Source organism: Mycolicibacterium brisbanense, assembly GCF_001570425.1.
Taxonomy (GTDB): Bacteria; Actinomycetota; Actinomycetes; order Mycobacteriales; family Mycobacteriaceae; genus Mycobacterium; species Mycobacterium brisbanense.
Genome location: NZ_BCSX01000035.1, coordinates 129981 through 150993 on the forward strand (window position 1 = coordinate 129981; position 21013 = coordinate 150993).

Below are 21013 nucleotides of genomic sequence, written 5' to 3' on the forward strand. Positions count from 1 at the left end.
TTAGTAGGCGACCGTCTGGCATTCACTCACCAGACGTAGGCGTCGGCGACCGGGGACAGGAAGAACCCGTAGCGCGCTCCGTCGCCCTGCTGTTCACAGGTCAGTGAGCCGTCGTCGCCGACGGCGCAGGTCGCAACCGTCGACGACGGGTCGCCCCCTGGCGATGAACTGAGCTCGGCTCGGGACACGACGATCTTCTGCCCGGGGCCGAGAAGGTGATAGCTCGCGGGATCGACCGGCTGTGATTTGAGGCCGACCAAATGCGTTTCGTACCGGTCGTTGAGCTTCGCCGGGTCGAGGTGGGCGAACGTCGAGAACACGTGATGCGGCGGGGGTGTCACGCCGGGGTCTTTGGCGGGGTCGTCGGCGTCGTACCCCCACAGGCTCACGCCCGCGGTGTTCATCCCGGCCGGCATCGCCGGCGAATCTTCACTCCAGCAGTCGATCCCGAACGGTCCCGGCATGTTGTTGCCGGAAAGCTGTATGCGACAACGAATTCCGTTGTTCGTCTGCCACTGGGCAGCGCTCACGCCGTAGGATTGATACGTCGCGTAGTCGGCCAGGTTCACCGTCGAGAAGCGGTCGAAGTCGATGGTCGGCGCCGGGCGCCGCTCTATCGTGGCCTGCGGATGCCCGGTCGACGGCTGCGCGGAGGACGGACCGCCGCCGCATGCGACCACGCAGGCCACCGCGACCGCAATCATCGACGCTGCACGCGCCGCCGCCGAGACCACCATGAGACCGAGTCTAAGTAGCTCGGTGTGGTGGTCCGCGCGCCAATTTTGGCCGACTCTACGTCTGTTCGCCGGGGTTGGTGGCGGCCTTATCGACGTACTCGGTGAGCATCTGGCCGACGACGGATTCGATGGTCGATTCGATCGAGGCCGCCAGGGTGGCGCTGACGGCGGATACGGCCTGGGTGCGGAACCGCACCAGCATCGTGATCAGCTCGGCCACTTCGGTGTCCGGGGGCAGCGACTCACCGGGTTTGATCTTGTCGGCCACCTGATCGACGCCGGCACGCACCAGGATCGAGCTGATCGCGTCGAGATGCGGCAGCACCTGTTCATGGACGTCGATCAACGTGCCGATGGGTACGCCGTACTGGCGGATCTCGTTGAAGGCCTCGATGAGCTTGGGCCGCAGGATGATTGCGTCTTCGTCATCGAGTTTGATCACCCCGATGGCAACCAGCCGGTCGAACGCCGCGGCATCGTCGACCAGATGCTTCGCGTCGGCAACAGGCAGGCGTTCGGGTTTCTCGGCGCCCCAGTTGCCGACGATGGCGCTCTCCAAACCGAGCACATCGCCGATGTCCTTGCCCTGCTCCCATGCCGACAGCATCTCGTGGACGTGGGCGATGTTGTAGCCACGGTCGAGCATCGAGGTGATGAGCCGCAACCGGGTCAGGTGGGTGTCGTTGAACAGCGCGATGCGGCCCACCCGCAGCGGCGGATGCAGCAACCCGCGATCGCGGTACACGCGGATGTTGCGGGTGGTGGTCCCGGCCAGCCGGGCCAGCTCGTCGAGGCGATACTCGCCGGACGCCGCGACACCGTGCGGCTGTACCGCCGCATCGAACAATTGCGTGACGGCGTTCTCGACGACGTCACGCGAGCTGCGTCGGATCTGCCGAGGCGCCCGGCGCAGCCCGGTCAGGATGGCCGAGATCGCGCCGGCTTGCTGCCCGGACGGCTTGGCGGCTGCCATCAGGCCGACGAGCTGATCGCCACGTGTGTGTCGCGTACCGCTGCGTCATAGTCGCCGAACCGGAAATCCCGCATCTGTCGAAGATACTGGGTGGCGAATCCGGGGTACATCGACGCGTTGAATCCGTCGGCGGTCAGGTACCAGCTCTTGCACCCCGTCATCCACGTGGTCTTGGTGAGCCGCTTCTGCAGCGCTTCGTTGTAGCGCTGCTGGACGTCGGCCCGCACGTCGAGGTAGCGAAGATTGTTGCGCAGCAGCGCCGTGATGCCGGACACGGCATAGTCGATCTGGCCTTCGACATACACCAGCAGTGAGTTGTGGCCGGGCCCGGAGTTGGGGCCCGTCATGAAATACAGGTTCGGATAGCCGTGGGCGTTGATGCTCTTGTACGCCTGCGCGCCGCCTTTCCACTCATCGGCCAGCGAGCGGCCGCCCAGCCCCGTGATCGGGTAGGGCGGGCCGGTGAGGTGAACGTCGAAACCCGTGGCAAACACGATGGCGTCCAGATGGTGTTCGATGCCGTCGCTGGTGCGGATGCCGACCGGGCTGATGGTGGCGATGGGCCAGTCGATGAGCTTGCAGTTGTCGCGCTGCAGCGCCGGGTAGTAGTCGCTGGACACCAGCATGCGTTTGCAGCCGGGCGTGAAATCCGGGGTGAGCTGTCGGCGCAGCCACGGATCGGCGACCTGCCTGCGCAGGTGTGCCTTGCCGATGCGGGCCACCAAGCCCGTCAGCGGCGTGTTCCACACCATCGCCGTCGCACTCGCCTCATGGCCCCAGAACAGAATTTGCCGGGCAAGCTCTTGTACGGCAGGGATTTTCGCGAACAGGGCGCGAGCCTCCGGCGGGGTGGCGAAATCCAGCCGCGGTATCACCCACCCCGGGGTGCGCTGGAACACCTTGACGAAGCCCGCGGTTTTCACCAGTTCCGGGATGATCTGCACGGCGCTGGCGCCGGTGCCGATCACCGCGACCCGCTTTCCGGTGAAGTCGTAGTCGTGATCCCAGTTCGCACTGTGGATCTTGTGACCCTCGTAGGTCTCCAGCCCCCGGATGTCGGGCCACTTGTGATCGGGCAGCGGGCCCGAGGCCAGTACCACGGTCCGGGCTTGAAAGTGCCGTGGACGTGAGGAGCGATCAGACCCTGAGCGGCCGGTGGTTTTCACCGTCCACACGCCTTCGGCCTCGTCGAACGACAGGCCGTCGACCTCGACGCCGAACTGGATGCGGCGACGCAGGTCGAAGGTGTCGACCATGTCCTCGATGTGCCGACGGATCTCGTCGGCGGGGGAGTAGGCCCGCGACCAGTCCGGGTTCTTGACGAACGAGAACGAGTACAGCAACGACGGAACATCGCACGCCGCACCGGGATACGTGTTGTCTCGCCAGGTTCCCCCGACGCGATCGGAGCGGTCCAGGATGACGAAGTCCTCGACACCGGCCTCGACGAGCTTGATGGCGGTGCCAATACCGGTGAACCCGGCGCCGACGATGAGCGTGTCATAGGTGCGCATATCAGGCCGCCGGCTCGTGGGTCAGCTCCTTGAACCAACTCGGGATCGGCCGCAGCAGGGTTTTCGGATACCGGTCGGATGCCCACACCATGGGGTTGGCCACCCAGTGGTAGGGGTGGCGCGGGTTGGTGACCATCCGGCCGTGCAGCTTGAGCAGCTGATAAGCCGGTACGCGCCAGGTGTATTCGGCGCGACCACCGAGTTCCTTGAACCGCATCATGGCCTTGTAGAGCTTCTCGGGCTGCAGCCCCATGTCGACGATGTTGTTGCGCATGCGGTTGAGCAGAGGAACGTACATCAAGGCGCCGATGATGACGCCCGGCGATGCCACATTGCCGACGAACTCCACCGCGAGGCGCCGCATACTGGCGTGCCCGATCATGTTGAGCACTTCGAAATCGACTGCGATGTGCCGGGACTCGTCATTGTTGATCTTCTCGAACACCTGATGGCAGACCGGATCGTCGACTTCTTCGAGCAGGAACTTCAGCAACGCCCCGTCGAGCGCGACCTCGAGCATCGGGATGACGGTGCCGAGCACCGACAGGGACATGTTGTCGGAGTACGTGTCCAACCATTCGATGGCCAACCGGATGTTGACGTTCGGTTCGGGCATCTCACCGTCTTCGAGCATGCCCCAGCGCTTCATCAGCGCCAGTTCGGCATTGGCGTGCCGCTGCTCCTCGGCGTGGAAGTAGCGGTAGATCTCGGCGATGGTCGGGGTGGGCGCCTTCTTGGCCAATGCGGCGAATCCACGCGCACCGACATTCTCGATCCAGCACAGATCGGCCATGAAAGCCTTGAGCTTCGGCCGCATCTCGTCGGTGATGGTTTCGGCTCCCGGGGCGTCCCAGTCGATATCGGCCAGGGCCCATTGCCGATCCTTGATCTTCGCGAGCATCACATCCATGTCTATGGCCATTACGAAACCTCCTCCGAGCTGGTGAACCGGGTCGTCATACCCACCGCACGGGTGTAGACCGTCGGGGTGAGTCGTTTGATGCCCCAACCGATGCGGGCGTCGGGTTGGGGCATGCAGTACAGGCCGCCACGGTCGTTGGTGTCCAGGCACATGCGGGCGACGCGCTCCGGAGAGAAGCCGGTCCACCGCATCAGCCGGTCGGCCAATTGTGTCGATTGTGCTGTGATCCTGCCGGATTCGACGATGTTGGTCTTGACGAACGTCGGGCACAACACCGTGACGTTGATCCCGGTGCCGGACAACTCGGCGGCCAGGGTCTCCGACAGGGACAGCGTGCCCGCCTTGCTCACGTTGTAGGCGGCCATGCCGGGCGCGGCACCGAACGCGGCGGCCGATGCGACGTTGATGATGCCGCGGGGCTGATCACCTTGTGCGGCACGCAAGATCGGGGTGAAGACGTGGCAGCCGTGGATCGGGCCCCATAGGTTGACGCCGAGCACCCAGTTCCAGTCGTCGAGGCTGATCTCGCCGATGGGCCTGCCGCCCGCTCCGACGCCGGCGTTGTTGACGACGAGGGTTGGCGGGCCGTCGAACCACGTCTGCGCGGCGTCGGCCAGCTGCTCGACCTGCTCGATGCGGGACACGTCGCAGTGCACGGCGGTGGCTTGGCCGCCGTCGGCGACGATGGCCTCAGCGGTGGCGCGGGCGGCGCCCTCGTCGATGTCGCCGCACACCACCCGGCCGCCTCGGCGGCCCAGCTCTGCGGCGAACGCGGCGCCGATGCCGCTGCCCGCGCCGGTGACGACCGCGTCGGCGCGATGGCTGCGCTTGCGGCTGCTGCCGAAGATGTTCATCCGGCTACCTCTCTGACGGCGTTGTGGTGCAAGGATTCCGAGATGAAACCGGTGATCCGGCCCATCGCCGCCACCGCGTCGGGGCTCAGCCGCGGCAAGGCCTGGAAGACATGCACCTGGTCCGGCCACACTTCGAGTTCACTGTGCCCGCCTGCGGCGCGGATGTCGGCATCGAGCTTGCGGGCATCGGCGACGAGCATCTCGGCGCCGCCGGCCTGGATGAGCGTCGGGGGCATGGGGCGGCCGCGCGCGACGTCGAGCGTGAGCCGCGGATGCGTGAGATCGGTTGCGCTGCAATATAGTCCGATCAGGCGTGCGGCGTCGGACGCCCTGATCGCCGGGTCGCGGTGCAGTTGCTCGCGAGCCCGGGCGAGCGCGAAGGTCAAGTCGATCAGCGGTGACAGCAACACCAGCCCGGACGGATGCGCCGTGTTCGGTTGCAGCAGCAGGTCAACGGCCAGGTGCCCACCGGCAGAGTCGCCCGCCATCACGACGTTCTCCGGATCGAGCCGGCCGTCGGTGCACAGCCAGTCCCAGCCGGCGGCCACATCGTCTGCGGCAGTGGGGAATCGGTGTTCGGGAGCCAGGCGATAGTCGATACTGAACACCGGCAGGCCGGTGCGCCGGGAGAGCCAGGCCGTCAGGCGCCGGTGTGTCCGCGCCGAACAGAGTGCGAAGCCGCTGCCGTGCACGTAGTAGATGGCGTGCTCGGGCGTCGCGGTGGAAACACCGGAGCCGCGCACCCACTCGCCGATCACCCGCCTGCCGTCGGCCATCCGCACATCGACGGGCTCGACCCGGGTCCCCGCCAGGGGCGGGCCGAAGGTGTCCATGATCCGCGCGATCAGGCACCGTGACGCCCACAGTCCGAGCACGTGCTCGGGAGGGAGTGCCCCGCTCAGTTGTCGCAGAGTCAGCGTGCTGATCGCGGCCGCGCCGCGGGATCGCAGTGAGCCACGTCGGGGGATGCCAGGGTCGGCCATCGAACCTCCTCGTCGAAGCGGTTCGCTGAGTACACCAACAAATGATGACATTTGTCAATGTCATCATTTGGCGACGGCGGTATTACCTCGTAGGTGACCGGCCGATTACCGCGCGGGATCCCCGCGCCAGCGGAAACTGTTGACGTACTTGCCCATATCCAACGCGAGCTGCAGATTGGCGCCGGACGGCTTGCCGGAACCGGAGTCAGGGCCGAACTGGCGGTACGGCCCCACGGCCGCCGCGATGAGCGCGAGATCATGCTTGACCGCCACCATGATGATCACCCGCATCCTGGCGTAGCTGCTGGTCGAGCCCTGCGGCCAGCAGTCGGCGGCAAGCCCGAACCCGGGCTGATAACCGACCATCGTGTTGGGTATCTCGTAGGCGGTCTTGGTGTCCGGGAATGTCTGGTGAACCAGTTGGACCGCAATGTCTTTCGGCGTCTTCCCGGCAGCGGGCCTACTGAACAACTGCATGGTGCCGCCATCGCCTGCCGTCAGGTTCGCCATCACGCCGTGATCGGTGGTGGTGATCTTGTAGGCCGACCCTTCAGCCGGATATGCCACCGTGAACGATCCGTCGGGTGCGGTGTACAGGGGATTGATGGTGACAGGTTGCCCGATCGGTGGCGAGCCGCAGTTCGGCGGGCACACGTAGCGTGCTGCGGGCTTCTGCAGTGCCGCCGAGAGCCCGACCAGCCCCGCCGCCACCACGACGATGACGACGCCGAGAGCCAGTGCCAGCCCGGTGTAGGACGTCTTGTGGACCGGCGCAGCGGTGAATGTCCCCTTGTGGATCGAATAGCCGGGAAGCAGTCCGACCGTGATCTCGCCGGGCTCCTCCTGAGGAGTCGGGCGGCCCGTCCTGCGGGCTGCGCGCGAACTGCGCGACGACGCATGGGTAGCCGCGCCGCAGTGTGCGCAGAACGGAGCGTCAGGCACGACGTGTCCACATTGCGCGCACAGCAGTGGCTCGTCGGTGTTGATCTCGTCGTGTGCCTCGTGCAGCAACGCCAGATGGACCCCGACCCGCAGGAGCAGCAGCGCCACTGCGGCCAGCGCGATGTAGAGCGCGAACTGCAACCACTGCGGGAACCGCGCGATGTCGATCAGCCCCAGCCCGGCGTAGAGGATCATCACCCCGGCCGCGAACAGCATCAGGGTGATGCGCACGAAGCCGCGGTGCACGAGAACCTTGTTCGGCGGCCGGGTGAACCACAGTGCGGCACCGATCAGCCCGCCCACGGCGGCGGCGGTTGTCGGCACCGCCACGCCCCGGATGCCTGCCTCGATCAGCAGCCCGCTCATCGGCCGATCCCGTGCCACCATGCCGGTGGTGAACTGCGGGGCCAGGCGCGTCATCGTCGCCGCAGCGCAGTAGGTCAATGCGCCGAACGCGCCGATTGCGTAGCCGTCCAACGCTTCTTGCGTCCCACGGCGGATGAAACGCACCAGCAGTACGGGGACCAGCATCAGTGCCATGCCGCCCAGGGACACACCGATGCCGTCGCGCAGCATGCGCGATCCGGTGATACCCATGCCCAGCGGGACGCCATACGCGCGGGCCATCGCGCCGCCCGTCAAGAGCACCCAGCCGGTCCCGAGGCCCAGGCCCAGCACCGCGGTGAGTACCAGCGTGCTGCGCGGGACGTCGCGGTGAACATCGGACTCGTGCAAGTAGATTCCGAACAACAGCGGCAGGCCGAGGGCGGCGACCGTAATGAGCGCTGCGGGCAGCCGGAACAGGGCAGCGGCCACCAGCCCCGCCAGCAACAGCCCCAGACCGATCAGGAACGCGGTCCGCGACCGCGGCGAAAGGTGCGGGAACAGCGAACTGGTGACCGACGGGATCAGCAGGTGCTGGCCGGGGGCGGCGCTGAAAGACCGCACCCGCAGCCAGTGCGGGCCGTCGCCCCGGTGCTCCGACAGCGGCGCGCCGCACAGCCCGCAGTACTGGCCCGCGGGGACGTCGAGTTGGCACACCTCGCACCGCATCGTCGCGGGACCTGCCGGGTCGAGGCCGGGATCGATACTCATGCGCGATCCGCCTTCGCTCCGCTAATCATGGATTCGCTCTCTGCCACACCAGGATGTTCTTGACGAGGTTGTCCACGTTGGGCGTTCCGAGCCCGGTCACCAGGTCGTAGCCCGGGCCGGCGCTGGCCACCGCATTGCCGCCGAGCGTGACGTCGTGGAAGGCGGGCAGCGGGGCGCCGGCGGCGATGCGGTACAGCAGGGGATTGAGGTCACCGAGCTCCCGGCCGCCGTTGGCGAGCAGGTACTGGTTCATCACCGCGGCCATCCCGGCCCACAGCGGCGCCGACTGGGAGGTGCCGCCGCCGACCAACAGTTGATCGTTCAGCACGATCTTCACCCCGGTGAACGGGTCGGCGACCGCGGACACATCCGGGGTGAACCGCCGCTCGGCGCCACCGTCATCGGGCGCGGTGAGCCCGCGCTGCCACTCCGGTCGGACGAACAGCGCCGAGACGCCGCCGCCGGTGCCCTGGGTGAGCGGTACGTCGAACCAGGCCTGTTCGGCCAGCCAACTGCCGTCGGTGTCGGTGGACAGCGTGGTGCCTCCGACGTTGGTGATCTCGGGCAGCGATGCGACCGAGTCCAATCCGACGTCATCGGGGCCCGGCGGTGACGACCAGTCTTGTCCGCCTTTGCATTCCAGGCCGGCCAGGTCGCCGCTGGCGTTGAACGCCGTGGTGCCGTGGGAATGTGCGGTGGCCAGCGCGGAGCGGACCGGGGCGAGATCGGCGGCGGTGATCAGCTTGTCGCAGCCCCAGCCGATGGAAAAGCTCCACACCGCACCGGGATAGTCGGCATCCGCCGACAAGAGCATCTGACCGATTTTCTCGTAAGCGCCGTCGCCCTGGACCGTTGGCCGGGCGTTGATCACCACCTTGCGCGCATCGGGCGCGATGGCGTGGGCGACTTGGAGGTCCATCGTCGTCTCGCCGTGAGGTTCGCTGGGCTGTCCGCCAACCAGAATCGGTGTGAACCGCGGCAGGTTGAAGGTGGTGGCGAAGGTGTCCAGATCGGTCTGCTTGAAGCCGTCGAAGGCGAAGATCACGATGGTGGTGCCCTTGCCGGTGTAGCCCTGTCGCGCAAGCCCGCTCAGGTTGTAGGTGTTGAGCAGCGCCGTGGGGGTCAGCCCGCGGTCGGGGACATCGGCGGGCAGGTTCGACAGGTCCGGCCGCGACATCCGGGGCGGGGTGTAGCCGAGGAGGCGGCCCACCTCGGTGACTTCGCCGCGCAGAGGTTCGGGTATCGCAGGCTGCTGCGGCGACGCATAGAACACCTGGCCACGTCTACCCAGGTAGTCGTGGATGTCGACGCCGAAGGCGCTCGCCATGTCGGCGGGCGCGCCGTCGACGATGGCCCAAGGGTCGCCCGAGCGCCACCGCACCGACAATCGGTGTGCGTCGGCCCATTGGTAGAGCGCTGCCGGCCGTAGCCGGCTCTGCAGGGCGACGGTGAGTTGGACCGAGTCATTGTGGGAAGGGCCGAGATCGGTTGAGGCAGCAAGCAATTGGGCGTAAGGACCCCCGATGGGAGTCCTTACGCCCGGTGCTTGGGTAGCCCGCAGGTCCGATGCCAGGAGCAGCGCTCCTGCCAGGATCAACGTCAGCAGTGCGTACCCGGGTATGACGCGCGGCCGGGTCATGGATCCACGACTGACGAACGAACCTCGCGTGGTTCTAGTGGTCGCCGGGGATGGCGGTCGCCGGCGGCGGCGCCTTCACCGTCGGGGTGAACAGGTTGCCACCGGTGGGGTTGATCGACTTCTCGGTGGGCTCGACCGAAGGCGGCGGCGCAGGATAGGCCGGTGTCGTCGTCGTCGTGGTGGTGGTCGTGGTGGTGGTCGGCGTCGTCGTCTCGGGAGCCTTTTCCTTGGTGCCGCACGACGCGGTGAACGAAATCATGCCCACGACAGCGGCGCCGCCGGCGATGACGGCGAGCCGACGAGTCAATTGCCCAGACCTCATGATGGTGTCCTCACTTGTCCCCCGGTATTTGAGCGCTGGCCTTCGGCGAATCGTTGTGCGATTCCGCACGATCGGGTGATCGTGCACCAGTCCCATCCCGAAGTGGGTTTTGGTAGTCGAACTTTAACTTAAAGCCCAAAAGGGCGCAGGAGCATTCCCGGTGGTGTTGCCGGTCGCTTCGAGGCGACCGTCCGCGGCTTGACGCTGTCGGGGTGTGGGTGTTTACTCGGTGTATCGAACATATATTCGAACACGGCCTGGTTTAGATGGTGTTGGAGGTGCTGCTGTGACCGTTGCGGCGGACCTTGAACTGGGCCGGCTTACCCGCGCTGAGCAGGTGGAACATCTGCGGCGCAAGATCGCCGCAGTGTCGGGGAAGGTCGGTCCGGCGCATCGGGGGGTGGGTCGGGCCGGCGCGGCGATTCCGGCGGGTAATTCTTTGCTGGAACTCCCTGAATTCCCGGCTGACCCGACGCCTGCCGGGTTGCCCACGACGCTGCCGCGCGGAACCGTCGCGGTGATGTCGGGTGCCCGGTCGCTGCCACTGGGCATGGTGGCGGCGGTGACGGCGGCGGGCGGGCACGCCGCGATCGTCGGGCAACCCGATGTCGGGCTGCTGGCCGCGGTGGAAATGGGTGCCGATCTGAGCCGGCTTGCGGTCATTCCGGATCCTGGGGCGGATCCGGTCGAAGTGGCGTCGGTGTTGATGGACGGGATGGATCTGGTGCTGCTCGGGTTGGGTGGGCGCGCGGTACCGCCGGGCCGGGCCAGGGTGATGGTGGCGCGGGCCCGGCAGAAAGGGTGCACGCTGCTGGTCACCGACGGTGAGTGGCGGGGTGCCTCCACCTGGTTGGAAGCCAGGGTCTGCGGTTACGACGTGACCGGTGCGGGCAGCGGCCTGCCCGCACCCGGGCGTGGCCGGATCGGCCGGGTCCGGCTGGCCATGCGGGGCGCCGCCGGATCAGTCTGCGTGGCAGGCGGTTAGACCGTGTCGGCGTCTCGGGTGCTGGCGCTGTGGTGCATGGACTGGCCTGCCGTCGCGGCGGCCACCGCGGCGGGCTTGGAGCCGACCGCTCCGGTCGCGGTCACGCTGGCCAACCGGGTCGTCGCTTGCTCGGCGTCGGCGCGGGCGTCGGGGGTGCGGCGTGGGCTGCGTCGACGGGAGGCCCAGGCCCGGTGTCCGTATCTGCATGTCGTCGCCGCTGATCCGGCCCGTGATGCCCGCCACTTCGAGAACGTCACGGTCGCGGTCGATGATCTGGTGCCGCGGGCCGAGGTGCTGCGGCCGGGTCTGCTGGTGCTGCCGGTGCGCGGGGCGGCTCGCTACTTCGGATCCGAACCTGCAGCAGCCGAACGGCTGGTCGACGCGGTGGCCGCGGCGGGGTCGGAATGTCAGGTGGGCATCGCGGATCAGTTGCCCACCGCGGTTTTCGCCGCCCGGGCGGGACGCATCGTTGAACCCGGTACCGATGCCCTGTTCTTGTCCCCGCTGTCCATCCGGCAGTTGGCCACCGAACCTGCCTTGGCCGCACCGGGCCGCGAAGAGCTGGCAGACCTGTTGTGGCGCATGGGAATCCGTACCCTCGGTCAGTTCGCCGAGCTGTCGCGTACCGATGTGGCCTCCCGGTTCGGGGCCGACGCGGTGGCCGCGCACGCCTTCGCCCGCGGCGAGTCGGCCAGGAAGCCATCGGGGAAGGACCCGGCTGCCGAACTCGACGCCGTGATGAACTGCGATCCGCCGATCGAGCGGGTGGACGCGGCGGCCTTCGCCGGGCGGTCGCTGGCCAGCGCCCTGCATCGCAGTCTGGAAGGAGCGGGCGTCGGCTGCACCCGGTTGGCCATCCATGCCGTCACCGCCAACGGCGAAGAGCTGGAACGGGTGTGGCGGTGTGCCGAACCGCTGACCGAGGATGCGACTGCCGACAGGGTGCGCTGGCAGCTGGACGGCTGGCTGAACCGGCGTACTTCCGAGAAGCCCACCGCGCCGGTCACCGTGCTGCGATTGCGCCCGGTGGAGGTGGTGTCCGCGGCGGCACTGCAGCTGCCGTTGTGGGGCGGTGTGGGCGGGGAGGACCGGCTGCGGGCCCGGCGCGCGCTGGTACGGGTGCAGGGCTTGCTCGGACCGGAGGCGGTTCAGGTGCCGGTGCTCAGCGGTGGGCGCGGGCCTGCCGAACGCATCACCCTCACGCCGCTGGGGGACGAGCCGGTGCCGCGGGCCGACCCGCGGCAGCCCTGGCCCGGGCAACTGCCCGAGCCCTCGCCCACGGTCCTGCTCGATGATCCGGTGGAACTCCTTGACGGGCAAGGTGTTCCGGTACGGGTCACCAGCCGGGGGATGTTCACCGCGGATCCGGCTCGGCTGGCCGGTGCGGGCAGGCGCGACGGCAGCTTGCGTTGGTGGGCCGGGCCGTGGCCGGTCGACGAACGGTGGTGGGACCCGCAGAGCCGGGGCGCGGGGCGCACCGCGCGGGCGCAGGTGCTGCTGGGCGACGAAGCGAACGGCCTGGCGCTGCTGCTGTGCTACCGGCAACGGCGGTGGTACCTGGAGGGAGTCTATGAATAGCCCTTGATCTATGAACGATCGTTCGTATAGTTTGGCGGTATGGAGGAGATCTCCGACGGCCGCCTTGCTCGCGGCGCCCGCGCTCGCGCGGCGATCCTGGCCAGCGCTGCCGACATTGCGTCTGCCGAAGGGCTGGAAGGCCTTTCGATTGCCCGGCTGGCCCAGGAATGCGGCACCAGCAAGAGCAACGTGGCCGCCCACTTCGGGTCCAAGGCGCAGTTGCAGCTCGCGGCGGTGGACTATGCCGGGGAGGTGTTCACCACCGAGGTGATCGCACCCGCCCTGACGGCGCCGAAAGGCATGCCTCGGCTGTTGGCGCTCTACCGGCAGTGGATGGATTATTCGCGCCGGCGCGTGTTCTCCGGCGGGTGTTTCTTCGCCGCCGTCACCGCCGAATACGACGCCCGCGACGGCGCTCTGCGTGATGCGCTGCGCGAACGCCGGCTGAGCTGGCTGGGCCTGCAGCAGCAACTCGTGCGGGAGGCGCAGGCCGCCGGCGAGATCGGCGCGGACCTCGACCCGGTGCAGCTCGTGTTCGAACTCGACGCGTTCGCCGTCGCCGCGAACTCACAGGCCGTGCTGTTCGACGACGACACCGCCTATGACCGGGCCACCGCAGCCATCACATCCCGCATCGACGTGGAAAGGACACGCGTACATGAAGATCCGTAGACTCGGCTGGGCCGGCATCGAGGTCGGTGCACAAGGTGCATCGCTGGTCGTCGACTACGTCCGGCAGTCGAAGATCATCAGTTCGGCGTTGCCGCCGGGAGCGCTGCTCGACCCGCAGCAGAGCGCCGCGGCCGCCCTGGTCACCCACTTACACGCCGACCACACCGATGTGCCCGCGATCCAATCCGCAGTCGGGCCGACGGGCATCGTGCTCCGCCCACCGCCGTTCATCGGATCGGCCGAGGAATCGGTGTGGACCGCCGAACAGGAAGCACGACTCGCCGCCAGCACCTTGGATGTCCGCACCGTCTCCGACTGGCAGCGCGTCGAACTCGGCCCGTTTACCGTCACCGCGGTGCCATCGGTCGACGGGCTCGGCGACCCCCAGGTGAACTGGGTCATCGAGGCCGACGGTCAGCGGATCTTCCACGGCGGCGACACGATATTCCACGGATACTGGTGGCTCATCGCCCGCCGGGTCGGCCCCATCGACGTCGCGGTGTTGCCGATCAACGGGGCCGCGGTGAACTTCCCGCATCTTCAGCCTGCCAGTCCGTTGCCTGCGGTGCTCACCCCCGAGCAGGCAGCCCAGGCGGCCGCGATCCTGCACGCGAAAGCGTTGGTGCCCATGCACTTCGGTGTCGACCAGCCACCGTTCTACGTGGAGCAGGACGATGCGGTGCAACGCCTCGGGGCGGCTACCGAACACCTGCCGGTCCGGGTGGTGGCACTGGCGGCGGGGGAGGCCGTCGACGTCACGGCCGATCTGGCCGCCTGAGCGGGCTCACCCCAACCGCTGCGCGAACGGGCCGACCCGCTCGATGAACCTGTCGAAAAACACCGCCGGGTCCACCCGGACACCGATGAGCGCGTTGGGTTGGCGGCCCCAGTGCCCGCGCCAATCGGCCACCGTCATCCCGCGGGTCAAGGTGCCGGTCAGCTCGACGTCGACCGTGGTCTGCCGGTACTGCACAAGGTCGGGGTCGAGGGCCACCGCGGCGGCCAGCGGATCATGCAGATGCGCGAGATACCCGTCGTCGGTGTCGAAGTGGAATTCGAAATAGAACCGCATCGCGTCCTCGAGCACCCGGATGAGCGGATTGACCGCCGCCGACCGGGTCCCGCGTGCGTCGAGCTCGCTCATCGGCGCCGTCGGTGACTCCGCCGCCTCGGCCAGCCGGCCCAGCAGCTGCGGCGTCATCGCGATGTGCTCGGTGAGGTTGAGCCCCAACACAATCGGCAGGTGTTCCGGTGCGTCGGTGCCCCACGCCGCGGCCCAGCCGCCGAACACCTCGGCCGCCGATTCCGGATCCACGCTGATGTTCCACTCCGAGACCGGGGTGGTGTTGCCGCGGTAGTCGAACGCCCCACCCATGATCACCAGCCGGCGCAGCAGCCGGGGGAGACGAGGTTCGGCCCGCATCGCGAGGGCCAGATTGGTCAACGGGCCGGTGGCCAGGCCGATCAACTCACCCGGATGTGCTCTCGCCGCGGCCACCCATGCCTGCGCGGAGTCGTGCCCGGTCAGTTGCCGATCGGTGGCGGGCAGTCGCGCATAGCCCAGCCCCTCGGGCCCATGGGTGTCTTCCGCGGTGCGCAACGGGGCGCTCAGCGGCTGCTCGGAACCCTTGGACACCGGGATGTCGTCTGCCCGGCACAGCTCCAGCAGGCCCAGATTGTTGACGCAGACTTGTTGCACGCCAATGTTTCCCGCGGTGGAGGCGATGCCAACCAACTCTGCGTCGGGACTGGCCAGCAGATACACCAGGGCCATCGCGTCATCGACTCCGGTATCGACGTCGGCGAAGACAGGTAGTCGCGTCACCGGGTCAACGATAGGCGAACCGGTTACCAGTGCACGCCGGGCACCAGCCGCACCGCCCGTTTGACCGGGCGGCTCACGGCGCGTGGCACTCGCAGCGATGCGCCGGTGCGGGCCGGGCGCTTCGGCCTGCGCATCGGCGAGCTGCTGACCGGAGCGAGCGCGGCCGGTGGTTCGGGAGGCGCTTCGCCGCGGGCGGCCGCTGAATCGGGGTAGCCCAGGTACAGCTGGTGCAACACCCGGCGGGAGAGCTTCGGGGTCAGGTAATTGCCGAAGTCGGCCAGGGTGCCCAGCGGGGTGTCGATGCGGGCCGGCTTGTCGACCAGCCCGCGGACCACCATCGCCGCGGCGTGCTCGGCCGAGATCGGCGGCACCGGGTTGAGCTTGCGCGACGGTGCGATCATCGGGGTCTTCACCAACGGCATATGGATGTTGGTGAAAGTGATGTGATCCGAGAGGGTTTCGGTGCCGACCACTTCGGAGAAGGCATCCAGCGCGGCCTTGCTCGGCAGGTAGGCGCTGTATTTGGGGCTGTTGGCCTGAACACCCGCGCTGGACACGTTGACCACATGGCCGAACCGGCGCTCACGCCAATGCGGCAGCAGCGCCAGCACCATGCGCACCGCGCCGAAGTAGTTGACCGCCATCACCCGTTCGTAGTCGTGCAGCCGGTCGGTCGAATTCACCACCGAACGCCGGATGGACCGGCCTGCGTTGTTCACCAGGTAGTCGACATGGCCGAACCTGCCGAGGATGTCCTTCACCGTGTGCTCGACCGATGCCGAATCGGTGACATCGCACGTGAAGGCGTACGCCTGCCCGCCGGCGGCACGGATCTCGGCAACCAGATCGTCGAGCGCCTGGCCGTTGCGGGCCAATGCGAACACGCAGCCGCCGCGCTCGGCCACCGCGATGGCCGAGGCCCGCCCGATACCGCTGGATGCGCCGGTGATGATCACGTGCTTGCCGACCAGTGGACCTGCCGGATCGTCGCGGCGGGCCCGGTCGGGGTTGAGATGCTGCGCCCAGTACCGCCACAGCTGCGGTGCGTAGGAAGAGAATTCGGGCACGGTGATGCCGGTGCCGCGCAACGCCTCGGTGGTGTGCTCGGCGGTGAAGGTCGGCATCAGGTCGACGACATCGAGTACCTCACCGGGAATGCCCAGCTGCGTGGCCACCATGTTGCGCACGGTCTTGGCCCGTCCGCTCACCTGCAGCACCGGTGCGGCGGCGGCGCGCGGCAACGATCCGCGCAACGGCGGCAGCCCGGCCGCCTCGGCCACCCCGCGGTAGATCCCGCGCAGCCCAATGGTTTTCGGAGCGGTCAAGTGGAAGGTCTCACCGTCGCGGCCCTCGGCATGCATGAGATGCACGAGCGCTCGCACAACGTAGTCGACCGGCACGATGTTGGTACGGCCGGAGTCGGGCAGCATCACCGGGGTGAACCTGGGCAGGGCGGCCAGTCGCGCCAGCACGCCGAAGAAGTAGTACGGGCCGTCGACCTTGTCCATCTCACCGGTGGTGGAGTCGCCGACCACCACGGCGGGCCGGTACACGCGGTAGCGCAGTCCGGGTGAGGACCGGACCAGCAGCTCGGCTTCGAACTTGGTCTGGTGATACGGCGTGGGCAGATCCTGGGCGACGTCGAAATCGTCCTCGGTGTACACGCCGGGGTAGCTGCCCGCCACCGCGATCGAGGACACATGGTGCAACGTCGCGTCCAGCCGCCGGGCCAGTCCGATCACCGCACGGGTGCCCTCGACGTTGGCCGCCTGCTGCTCGGCTTCGCCGACGGTGATGTCGTAGATCGCCGCGCAGTGCACGACGTGCGAGATCCCGTCGTCGCCGGAGCCCAGGTCGGCGATGTCGGCGTCGGTCAACCCGAGATCGGACGCCGTCAGGTCGCCGACCAGCGGCTTCGCCCGTTCGCCCCATTCACCGGCCAGTTGCTCGAACCGGGCCAGCGACGCCCGCCGGACCAGCACCCACACTTCGGCATAGGCATCGCGGGCCAAGATCTCGGAGACGACGCGGCGTCCGATAAACCCGGTACCGCCGGTAACGACATAGCGCATGCCAGACATGGTCGCCCCTCACCGGGCAAACGTCAACCGACGGTCTATCGTCCGATCCATGCCCATCAACCCCAACGCCATCGGCGAGAAGACCGACCCGCACGTCTTCGAGTGGACCGACCGCGACACCCTGCTGTACGCCGTCGGCGTCGGCGCAGGCCTCGACGATCTGCAGTTCACCACCGAGAACAGCCATGACATCGAGCAGCAGGTATTGCCGACGTACGCGATCATCGCGTGCTCGCCCTTCGCGGCGGCCGCCAAGATCGGCACGTTCAACTTCGGGATGCTGCTGCACGGCTCGCAGGAGATCCGGGTGGCAAAACCACTGCCGCCGGCCGGGAAACTGAAGGTGGTCTCCGAGGTCGCCGACATCCAGGACAAGGGTGAGGGCAAGAACGCCGTGGTGATGCTCAAAGGCATCGGCACCGATCCCGCGACCGACGAGGTGCTCGTGGAAACCCTGACCACCGTGGTGATTCGGGGTGAGGGCGGTTTCGGCGGGCAGCCCGGGCAGCGTCCGGCGGCCCCGGAGATCCCGGAGTCCGAGCCGGATGCGCGACTGGCCCTGCCGACCCGCGAGGACCAGGCCCTGATCTACCGGCTGTCCGGCGACCGCAACCCGCTGCACAGCGATCCGTGGTTCGCCAAGAACCTCGCAGGCTTCCCGAAACCGATCCTGCACGGGCTGTGCACCTACGGCGTGGCCGGGCGCGCCCTGATCGCCGAGTTGTGCGGCGGTGACGCGACCAGACTTCGCGCCGTCGCGTCGCGGTTCAGTGCACCGGTGTTTCCCGGGGAGACGCTGACCACGTCGATCTGGCGCACCGCGCCGGGCAAGGCCGTGTTCCGCACCACCGCCGCCGCGCCGGACGGCACCGGCGAGCGGGTGGTGCTGGACGACGGCGCCGCCGAGTATGTCGACTGATTGCCCCGCGCTGCGGTGAATTTCGTCGAAGCTGTGATAAACCGGGCCGTGGGTTGACAGGATCTGTCCGACTACGGGCGCACAACGCAGTGCGGGAACGGTGGTGACTGATGAAGTTGGTCGTTGGATATCTCGCCACAGCCGGTGGCGCCGACGCGTTGGCTCTGGCGGTGCGGTTCGCCCGCACGCTCGGCGCAGAGGTCGAGATATGCATCGTCTTACCCCAGGACACGGGCCTGCCTGCACTGGTGCCCAAGGGCGGGTACGAGGAGGTGCTCGCCGAGCAGGCCAAGGGCTGGCTCGAGGAGGCGGTCGCCTCGGTACCCGACGACGTTGTCGCCCACAGTCATCTGAGTTTCGACGAGTCGTTCACCGACGGGTTGATCCACGAGGCGGTGCGGCTCGACGCTGAGGCCATCGTGGTCGGCGGCTCCGGCGGCGGCTTGGCAGGCAGCTTCTCGCTGGGCTCGGTGGTCAACGAACTGTTGCATTCGTCGCCGGTGCCAGTCGCGGTGGCGCCGCGCGGAACTCGGCAATCGACCATCGAGCGGGTTCGCGAAGTCACCTGTGCGCTCGGCACCCGCAAGGGCGCGGATCGATTGCTGGACACCGCGGTACGGGCCAGCAAGGCGGCCGGCACGCCGCTGCGGCTGGTGTCGCTGGTGGCACTCGATCCCACCTTCGGTACGTTGCGCTCAGACGACGACGCCGTGCGTGAGCACGCGCAGGATCATGCTCGCGAAACTCTGGAAACCGCGAAATCCAGCCTGCCCGAAGGCTTTCCGGTGACCTCGACGGTGGTGACCGGCTCGACGGTGGAAGCCGCGATCAACAAGCTCGACTGGCACGACGGTGACGTGCTGATGGTGGGGTCCAGCCGGCTGAGCGCACCCAAGCGCATTTTCCTCGGCTCAACGGCCGCAAAGATGTTGCGGGTGGTCGACGTTCCGATGATCGTGGTGCCGCGCGACGATGTGAGTGACGGCGAGGGTCAATGATGCCCGAAACCCCTTGGGCGTAGCGCCACGTCGAATTCGCGGGCCGGCGTCACACGGCGTAGGTCCGGTCGATACCCGATTCACCGGAAACATGCGCCAGCTGGAACGGGTCGAGGATGTTCCACGCCGTTACGAAGGCCTGCTGCTTGAGATCGTCGGCCGGGTACTCCACGTTGAGCAGATCGGCGACCTCGTCGTACCCGTAAAAGGCGAGCGAGCCCGGCTGGGTGGTGATCAGCAACTGGTTGACGATGACCTGACGAGCTCGCAGGCCGGCCGGATCACTCTGCAAGGCGGGGGACAGGTTGGGGATGATCTTGGTGGCAGGCACCACGATGTTGAGCCACGGCACCATCTGGCTGACCCGGTAACCGGCCTCCACGCCTTCACGGGTCACGGGCTGCAACGCTTCCGGGGTGATCCCGATCAGGGTGCTGCTGAGCTGCTGCACCAGGTCGGGTTCGTTCGTCGGCTTCGGATCATCGGCGCGGAACGGATTCGGGCTCCACGCTGGGGCCGCCGTCGGTGACGGGGCGTCGGCCTGGACAGCCGCCCGTGACACCGGCGCGTCGACGGAACTGTCCGTTTTCGGCGCGGTGGGCTGGCTCGGTGCGGCGGCCTGCTTGGGCTCGAACATCTTCTTGAGCCGGTCGACCTGCTTGGCCTCGAAGTCCGCCGCACTGGGCGCGGGCTTGCTGCCGACCTTGGTCACCGGTTGTGCGGCGGGCTTGGCCAGAGAGTCCGAGAGCGACGTGGACACCGTGTGTGCCGTCTTGGTGACCTGGGCGCTGACCTTCGCCACATTGTCGTTGATCTTCGACAGTGCTTTGGCCGGGCCGGCGGGTGTGCGCTTGGGCCCGGCGTTGACCGACGTGCTGGTGCCGGCGTCCTTGGCGGCCGAACCGCCGTCGGTCGCATCGGCGTTGGCGGTGCCCTGGCCGGCTGTGGCGATCGCCGCACCCACACCCATGGCTACCGCCACACCGCCGACATAACCGATGTACTTCGTTGACGCCATTGCCGTCCTTTGCAGTCGATCCCCCAGCCCACGGGCATCGTAGGGGGTTCACAGCAATTTGGCAGCCTGATCGGCCGGTTCAGCGGTGGCGGTAGAACCCCTCACCGGTCTTCACGCCGAGCTTGCCCGCGTCGACGTAGCGATGCAGCAGCTCGCGCGGCCCCGCCGGAAGATGCGGATTCTCCTCGGCATAGTGATTCTCGATGTCGAGCACGACGTCGAGGCCCACCTGGTCCATCATCTGGAACGGCCCGACGGGCATGTGCCAGTTGATCCGGAACATGCCGTCGACATCCTCCGGACGGGCCACGCCCTCGGCGACCACCTCGAGGCACTCGCGTTTGATCGCCGCCCACACCCGGTTGAAGATGAAGCCGACGCTCTCCTTGCGGGCCTCGAACGGGTGGATGTCGTACTCGGGCAGTACCGCCAACAGGGTGTCGAGCACGTCGCGGCTGGTCTCGCCGTCCGACATCAGGTCGACGGCGTTGGACCCCGGCGGCATGTAGAAGTGCATGTTGCACATCCGGCTCTTGTCCCGGATGTGCTCCGTCATCAGCCGGGACGGATACGACGACGAATTCGTCGCGAAGATCGTGTCGGCGGGTGCCGCGGCGTCGATCTGGCCCCACAGCGGAATCTTGATGTCGAGCCGCTCGGGGACGGCCTCCACCACCAGCCAGGCGTCACGCAGCGCATCGTCGAGCGACCCCGCGGCCTCGGCGCGGCCGACCGCACCGGAGCCCCGGCGCTCGATCACCCCGGGCAGCGTCTGGGCGACGTATTCGGTTGCGGCGGCTACCTGTTCGGCGCTCGGATCGTAGACGCGCACAGTGCCGCCGCGAGAGGCGAACATCAGCGCGATGCGCCGTCCGAGCGTGCCGGCCCCGATCACGGCGACCGGTCGGTGCTCGACATCGCCGAAGGTGTGTGCGTAGGTCATGCCGCCCTCCTGT

At 67.8% G+C, this 21013-nt stretch carries 19 protein-coding genes; 6 read left to right on the top strand and 13 right to left on the bottom strand.

Features of this window, described 5'->3' with window-relative positions:
• Positions 1-26: 26 nt before the first annotated feature.
• From RMCB_RS19535 to RMCB_RS19575, 9 genes are all read right to left on the bottom strand, one after another.
• Complete coding sequence (locus RMCB_RS19535) at positions 27-737, bottom strand: hypothetical protein (RefSeq protein WP_062830115.1); 711 nt, start codon at positions 735-737, stop codon at positions 27-29.
• 55 nt (positions 738-792) lie between these two features.
• Positions 793-1710 (bottom strand): MerR family transcriptional regulator, encoded by a 918-nt coding sequence (locus RMCB_RS19540; RefSeq protein ID WP_062830116.1) that lies wholly within the window; start codon positions 1708-1710, stop codon positions 793-795.
• Positions 1710-3224, bottom strand: coding sequence for a flavin-containing monooxygenase (locus tag RMCB_RS19545; RefSeq protein ID WP_062830117.1), 1515 nt, complete (start codon positions 3222-3224; stop codon positions 1710-1712). Before RMCB_RS19545 ends, RMCB_RS19540 begins: the two co-directional genes overlap by 1 nt.
• A gap of 1 nt (position 3225) precedes the next feature.
• Positions 3226-4146 (bottom strand): hypothetical protein, encoded by a 921-nt coding sequence (locus tag RMCB_RS19550; RefSeq protein WP_062830118.1) that lies wholly within the window; start codon positions 4144-4146, stop codon positions 3226-3228.
• On the bottom strand, positions 4146-5000 hold the full coding sequence (locus RMCB_RS19555; RefSeq protein WP_036422953.1) for an SDR family NAD(P)-dependent oxidoreductase: 855 nt from the start codon (positions 4998-5000) through the stop codon (positions 4146-4148). Before RMCB_RS19555 ends, RMCB_RS19550 begins: the two co-directional genes overlap by 1 nt.
• On the bottom strand, positions 4997-5983 hold the full coding sequence (locus RMCB_RS19560; protein WP_062830119.1) for an alpha/beta hydrolase: 987 nt from the start codon (positions 5981-5983) through the stop codon (positions 4997-4999). Before RMCB_RS19560 ends, RMCB_RS19555 begins: the two co-directional genes overlap by 4 nt.
• A gap of 105 nt (positions 5984-6088) precedes the next feature.
• A complete protein-coding gene (locus tag RMCB_RS19565; RefSeq protein WP_062830120.1) occupies positions 6089-8020 on the bottom strand; it encodes a zinc ribbon domain-containing protein in 1932 nt (643 codons plus the stop codon).
• A 25-nt stretch (positions 8021-8045) separates the two neighbouring features.
• Positions 8046-9659: a S53 family peptidase gene (locus RMCB_RS19570; RefSeq protein ID WP_062830121.1), complete on the bottom strand. Its 1614-nt coding sequence runs from the start codon at positions 9657-9659 to the stop codon at positions 8046-8048.
• Positions 9660-9693: 34 nt separating this feature from the next.
• On the bottom strand, positions 9694-9981 hold the full coding sequence (locus RMCB_RS19575; RefSeq protein ID WP_062830273.1) for a hypothetical protein: 288 nt from the start codon (positions 9979-9981) through the stop codon (positions 9694-9696).
• Positions 9982-10267: 286 nt separating this feature from the next.
• Between RMCB_RS19575 and RMCB_RS19580 the strand changes: the two genes are divergently transcribed.
• From RMCB_RS19580 to RMCB_RS19595, 4 genes are read left to right on the top strand one after another with little or no spacing between them, the layout of a single operon-like run.
• The gene (locus tag RMCB_RS19580; protein WP_062830122.1) at positions 10268-10966 is read left to right on the top strand and encodes a DnaE2-dependent mutagenesis accessory factor ImuA'; all 699 of its coding nucleotides are present in this window, start codon (positions 10268-10270) and stop codon (positions 10964-10966) included.
• Between the two features lie 36 nt (positions 10967-11002).
• On the top strand, positions 11003-12544 hold the full coding sequence (locus tag RMCB_RS19585) for a DNA polymerase Y family protein (RefSeq protein ID WP_109784358.1): 1542 nt from the start codon (positions 11003-11005) through the stop codon (positions 12542-12544).
• Between the two features lie 39 nt (positions 12545-12583).
• Positions 12584-13216 carry a TetR/AcrR family transcriptional regulator gene (locus RMCB_RS19590; protein WP_062830124.1) on the top strand — a complete coding sequence of 211 codons (633 nt, stop codon included), beginning with the start codon at positions 12584-12586 and terminating at the stop codon, positions 13214-13216.
• Positions 13203-13994, top strand: a complete 792-nt coding sequence (locus tag RMCB_RS19595) for an MBL fold metallo-hydrolase (protein WP_072278503.1) — start codon at positions 13203-13205, stop codon at positions 13992-13994. The genes RMCB_RS19590 and RMCB_RS19595 overlap by 14 nt, the downstream gene beginning before the upstream one ends.
• A gap of 6 nt (positions 13995-14000) precedes the next feature.
• On the opposite strand, the gene RMCB_RS19600 is transcribed toward RMCB_RS19595, so the two are convergent.
• Together RMCB_RS19600 and RMCB_RS19605 are read right to left on the bottom strand one after the other, a co-directional pair.
• Positions 14001-15041 carry a nucleoside hydrolase gene (locus RMCB_RS19600; protein ID WP_072278504.1) on the bottom strand — a complete coding sequence of 347 codons (1041 nt, stop codon included), beginning with the start codon at positions 15039-15041 and terminating at the stop codon, positions 14001-14003.
• 23 nt (positions 15042-15064) lie between these two features.
• Positions 15065-17113 (bottom strand): SDR family oxidoreductase, encoded by a 2049-nt coding sequence (locus RMCB_RS19605; protein WP_109784350.1) that lies wholly within the window; start codon positions 17111-17113, stop codon positions 15065-15067.
• 58 nt (positions 17114-17171) lie between these two features.
• On the opposite strand from RMCB_RS19605, the gene RMCB_RS19610 reads away from it, so the two are divergent.
• Positions 17172-18041, top strand: coding sequence for a MaoC family dehydratase (locus RMCB_RS19610; RefSeq protein WP_062830126.1), 870 nt, complete (start codon positions 17172-17174; stop codon positions 18039-18041).
• 110 nt (positions 18042-18151) lie between these two features.
• On the top strand, positions 18152-19039 hold the full coding sequence (locus tag RMCB_RS19615) for a universal stress protein (protein ID WP_029367732.1): 888 nt from the start codon (positions 18152-18154) through the stop codon (positions 19037-19039).
• A gap of 49 nt (positions 19040-19088) precedes the next feature.
• On the opposite strand, the gene RMCB_RS19620 is transcribed toward RMCB_RS19615, so the two are convergent.
• Together RMCB_RS19620 and RMCB_RS19625 are read right to left on the bottom strand one after the other, a co-directional pair.
• Positions 19089-20057, bottom strand: a complete 969-nt coding sequence (locus tag RMCB_RS19620) for a hypothetical protein (RefSeq protein WP_062830127.1) — start codon at positions 20055-20057, stop codon at positions 19089-19091.
• 79 nt (positions 20058-20136) lie between these two features.
• Entirely contained in the window at positions 20137-21000 is an 864-nt protein-coding gene (locus RMCB_RS19625) for a 3-hydroxyacyl-CoA dehydrogenase family protein (protein ID WP_062830128.1), read from the bottom strand.
• Between the last annotated feature and the right edge of the window lie 13 nt (positions 21001-21013).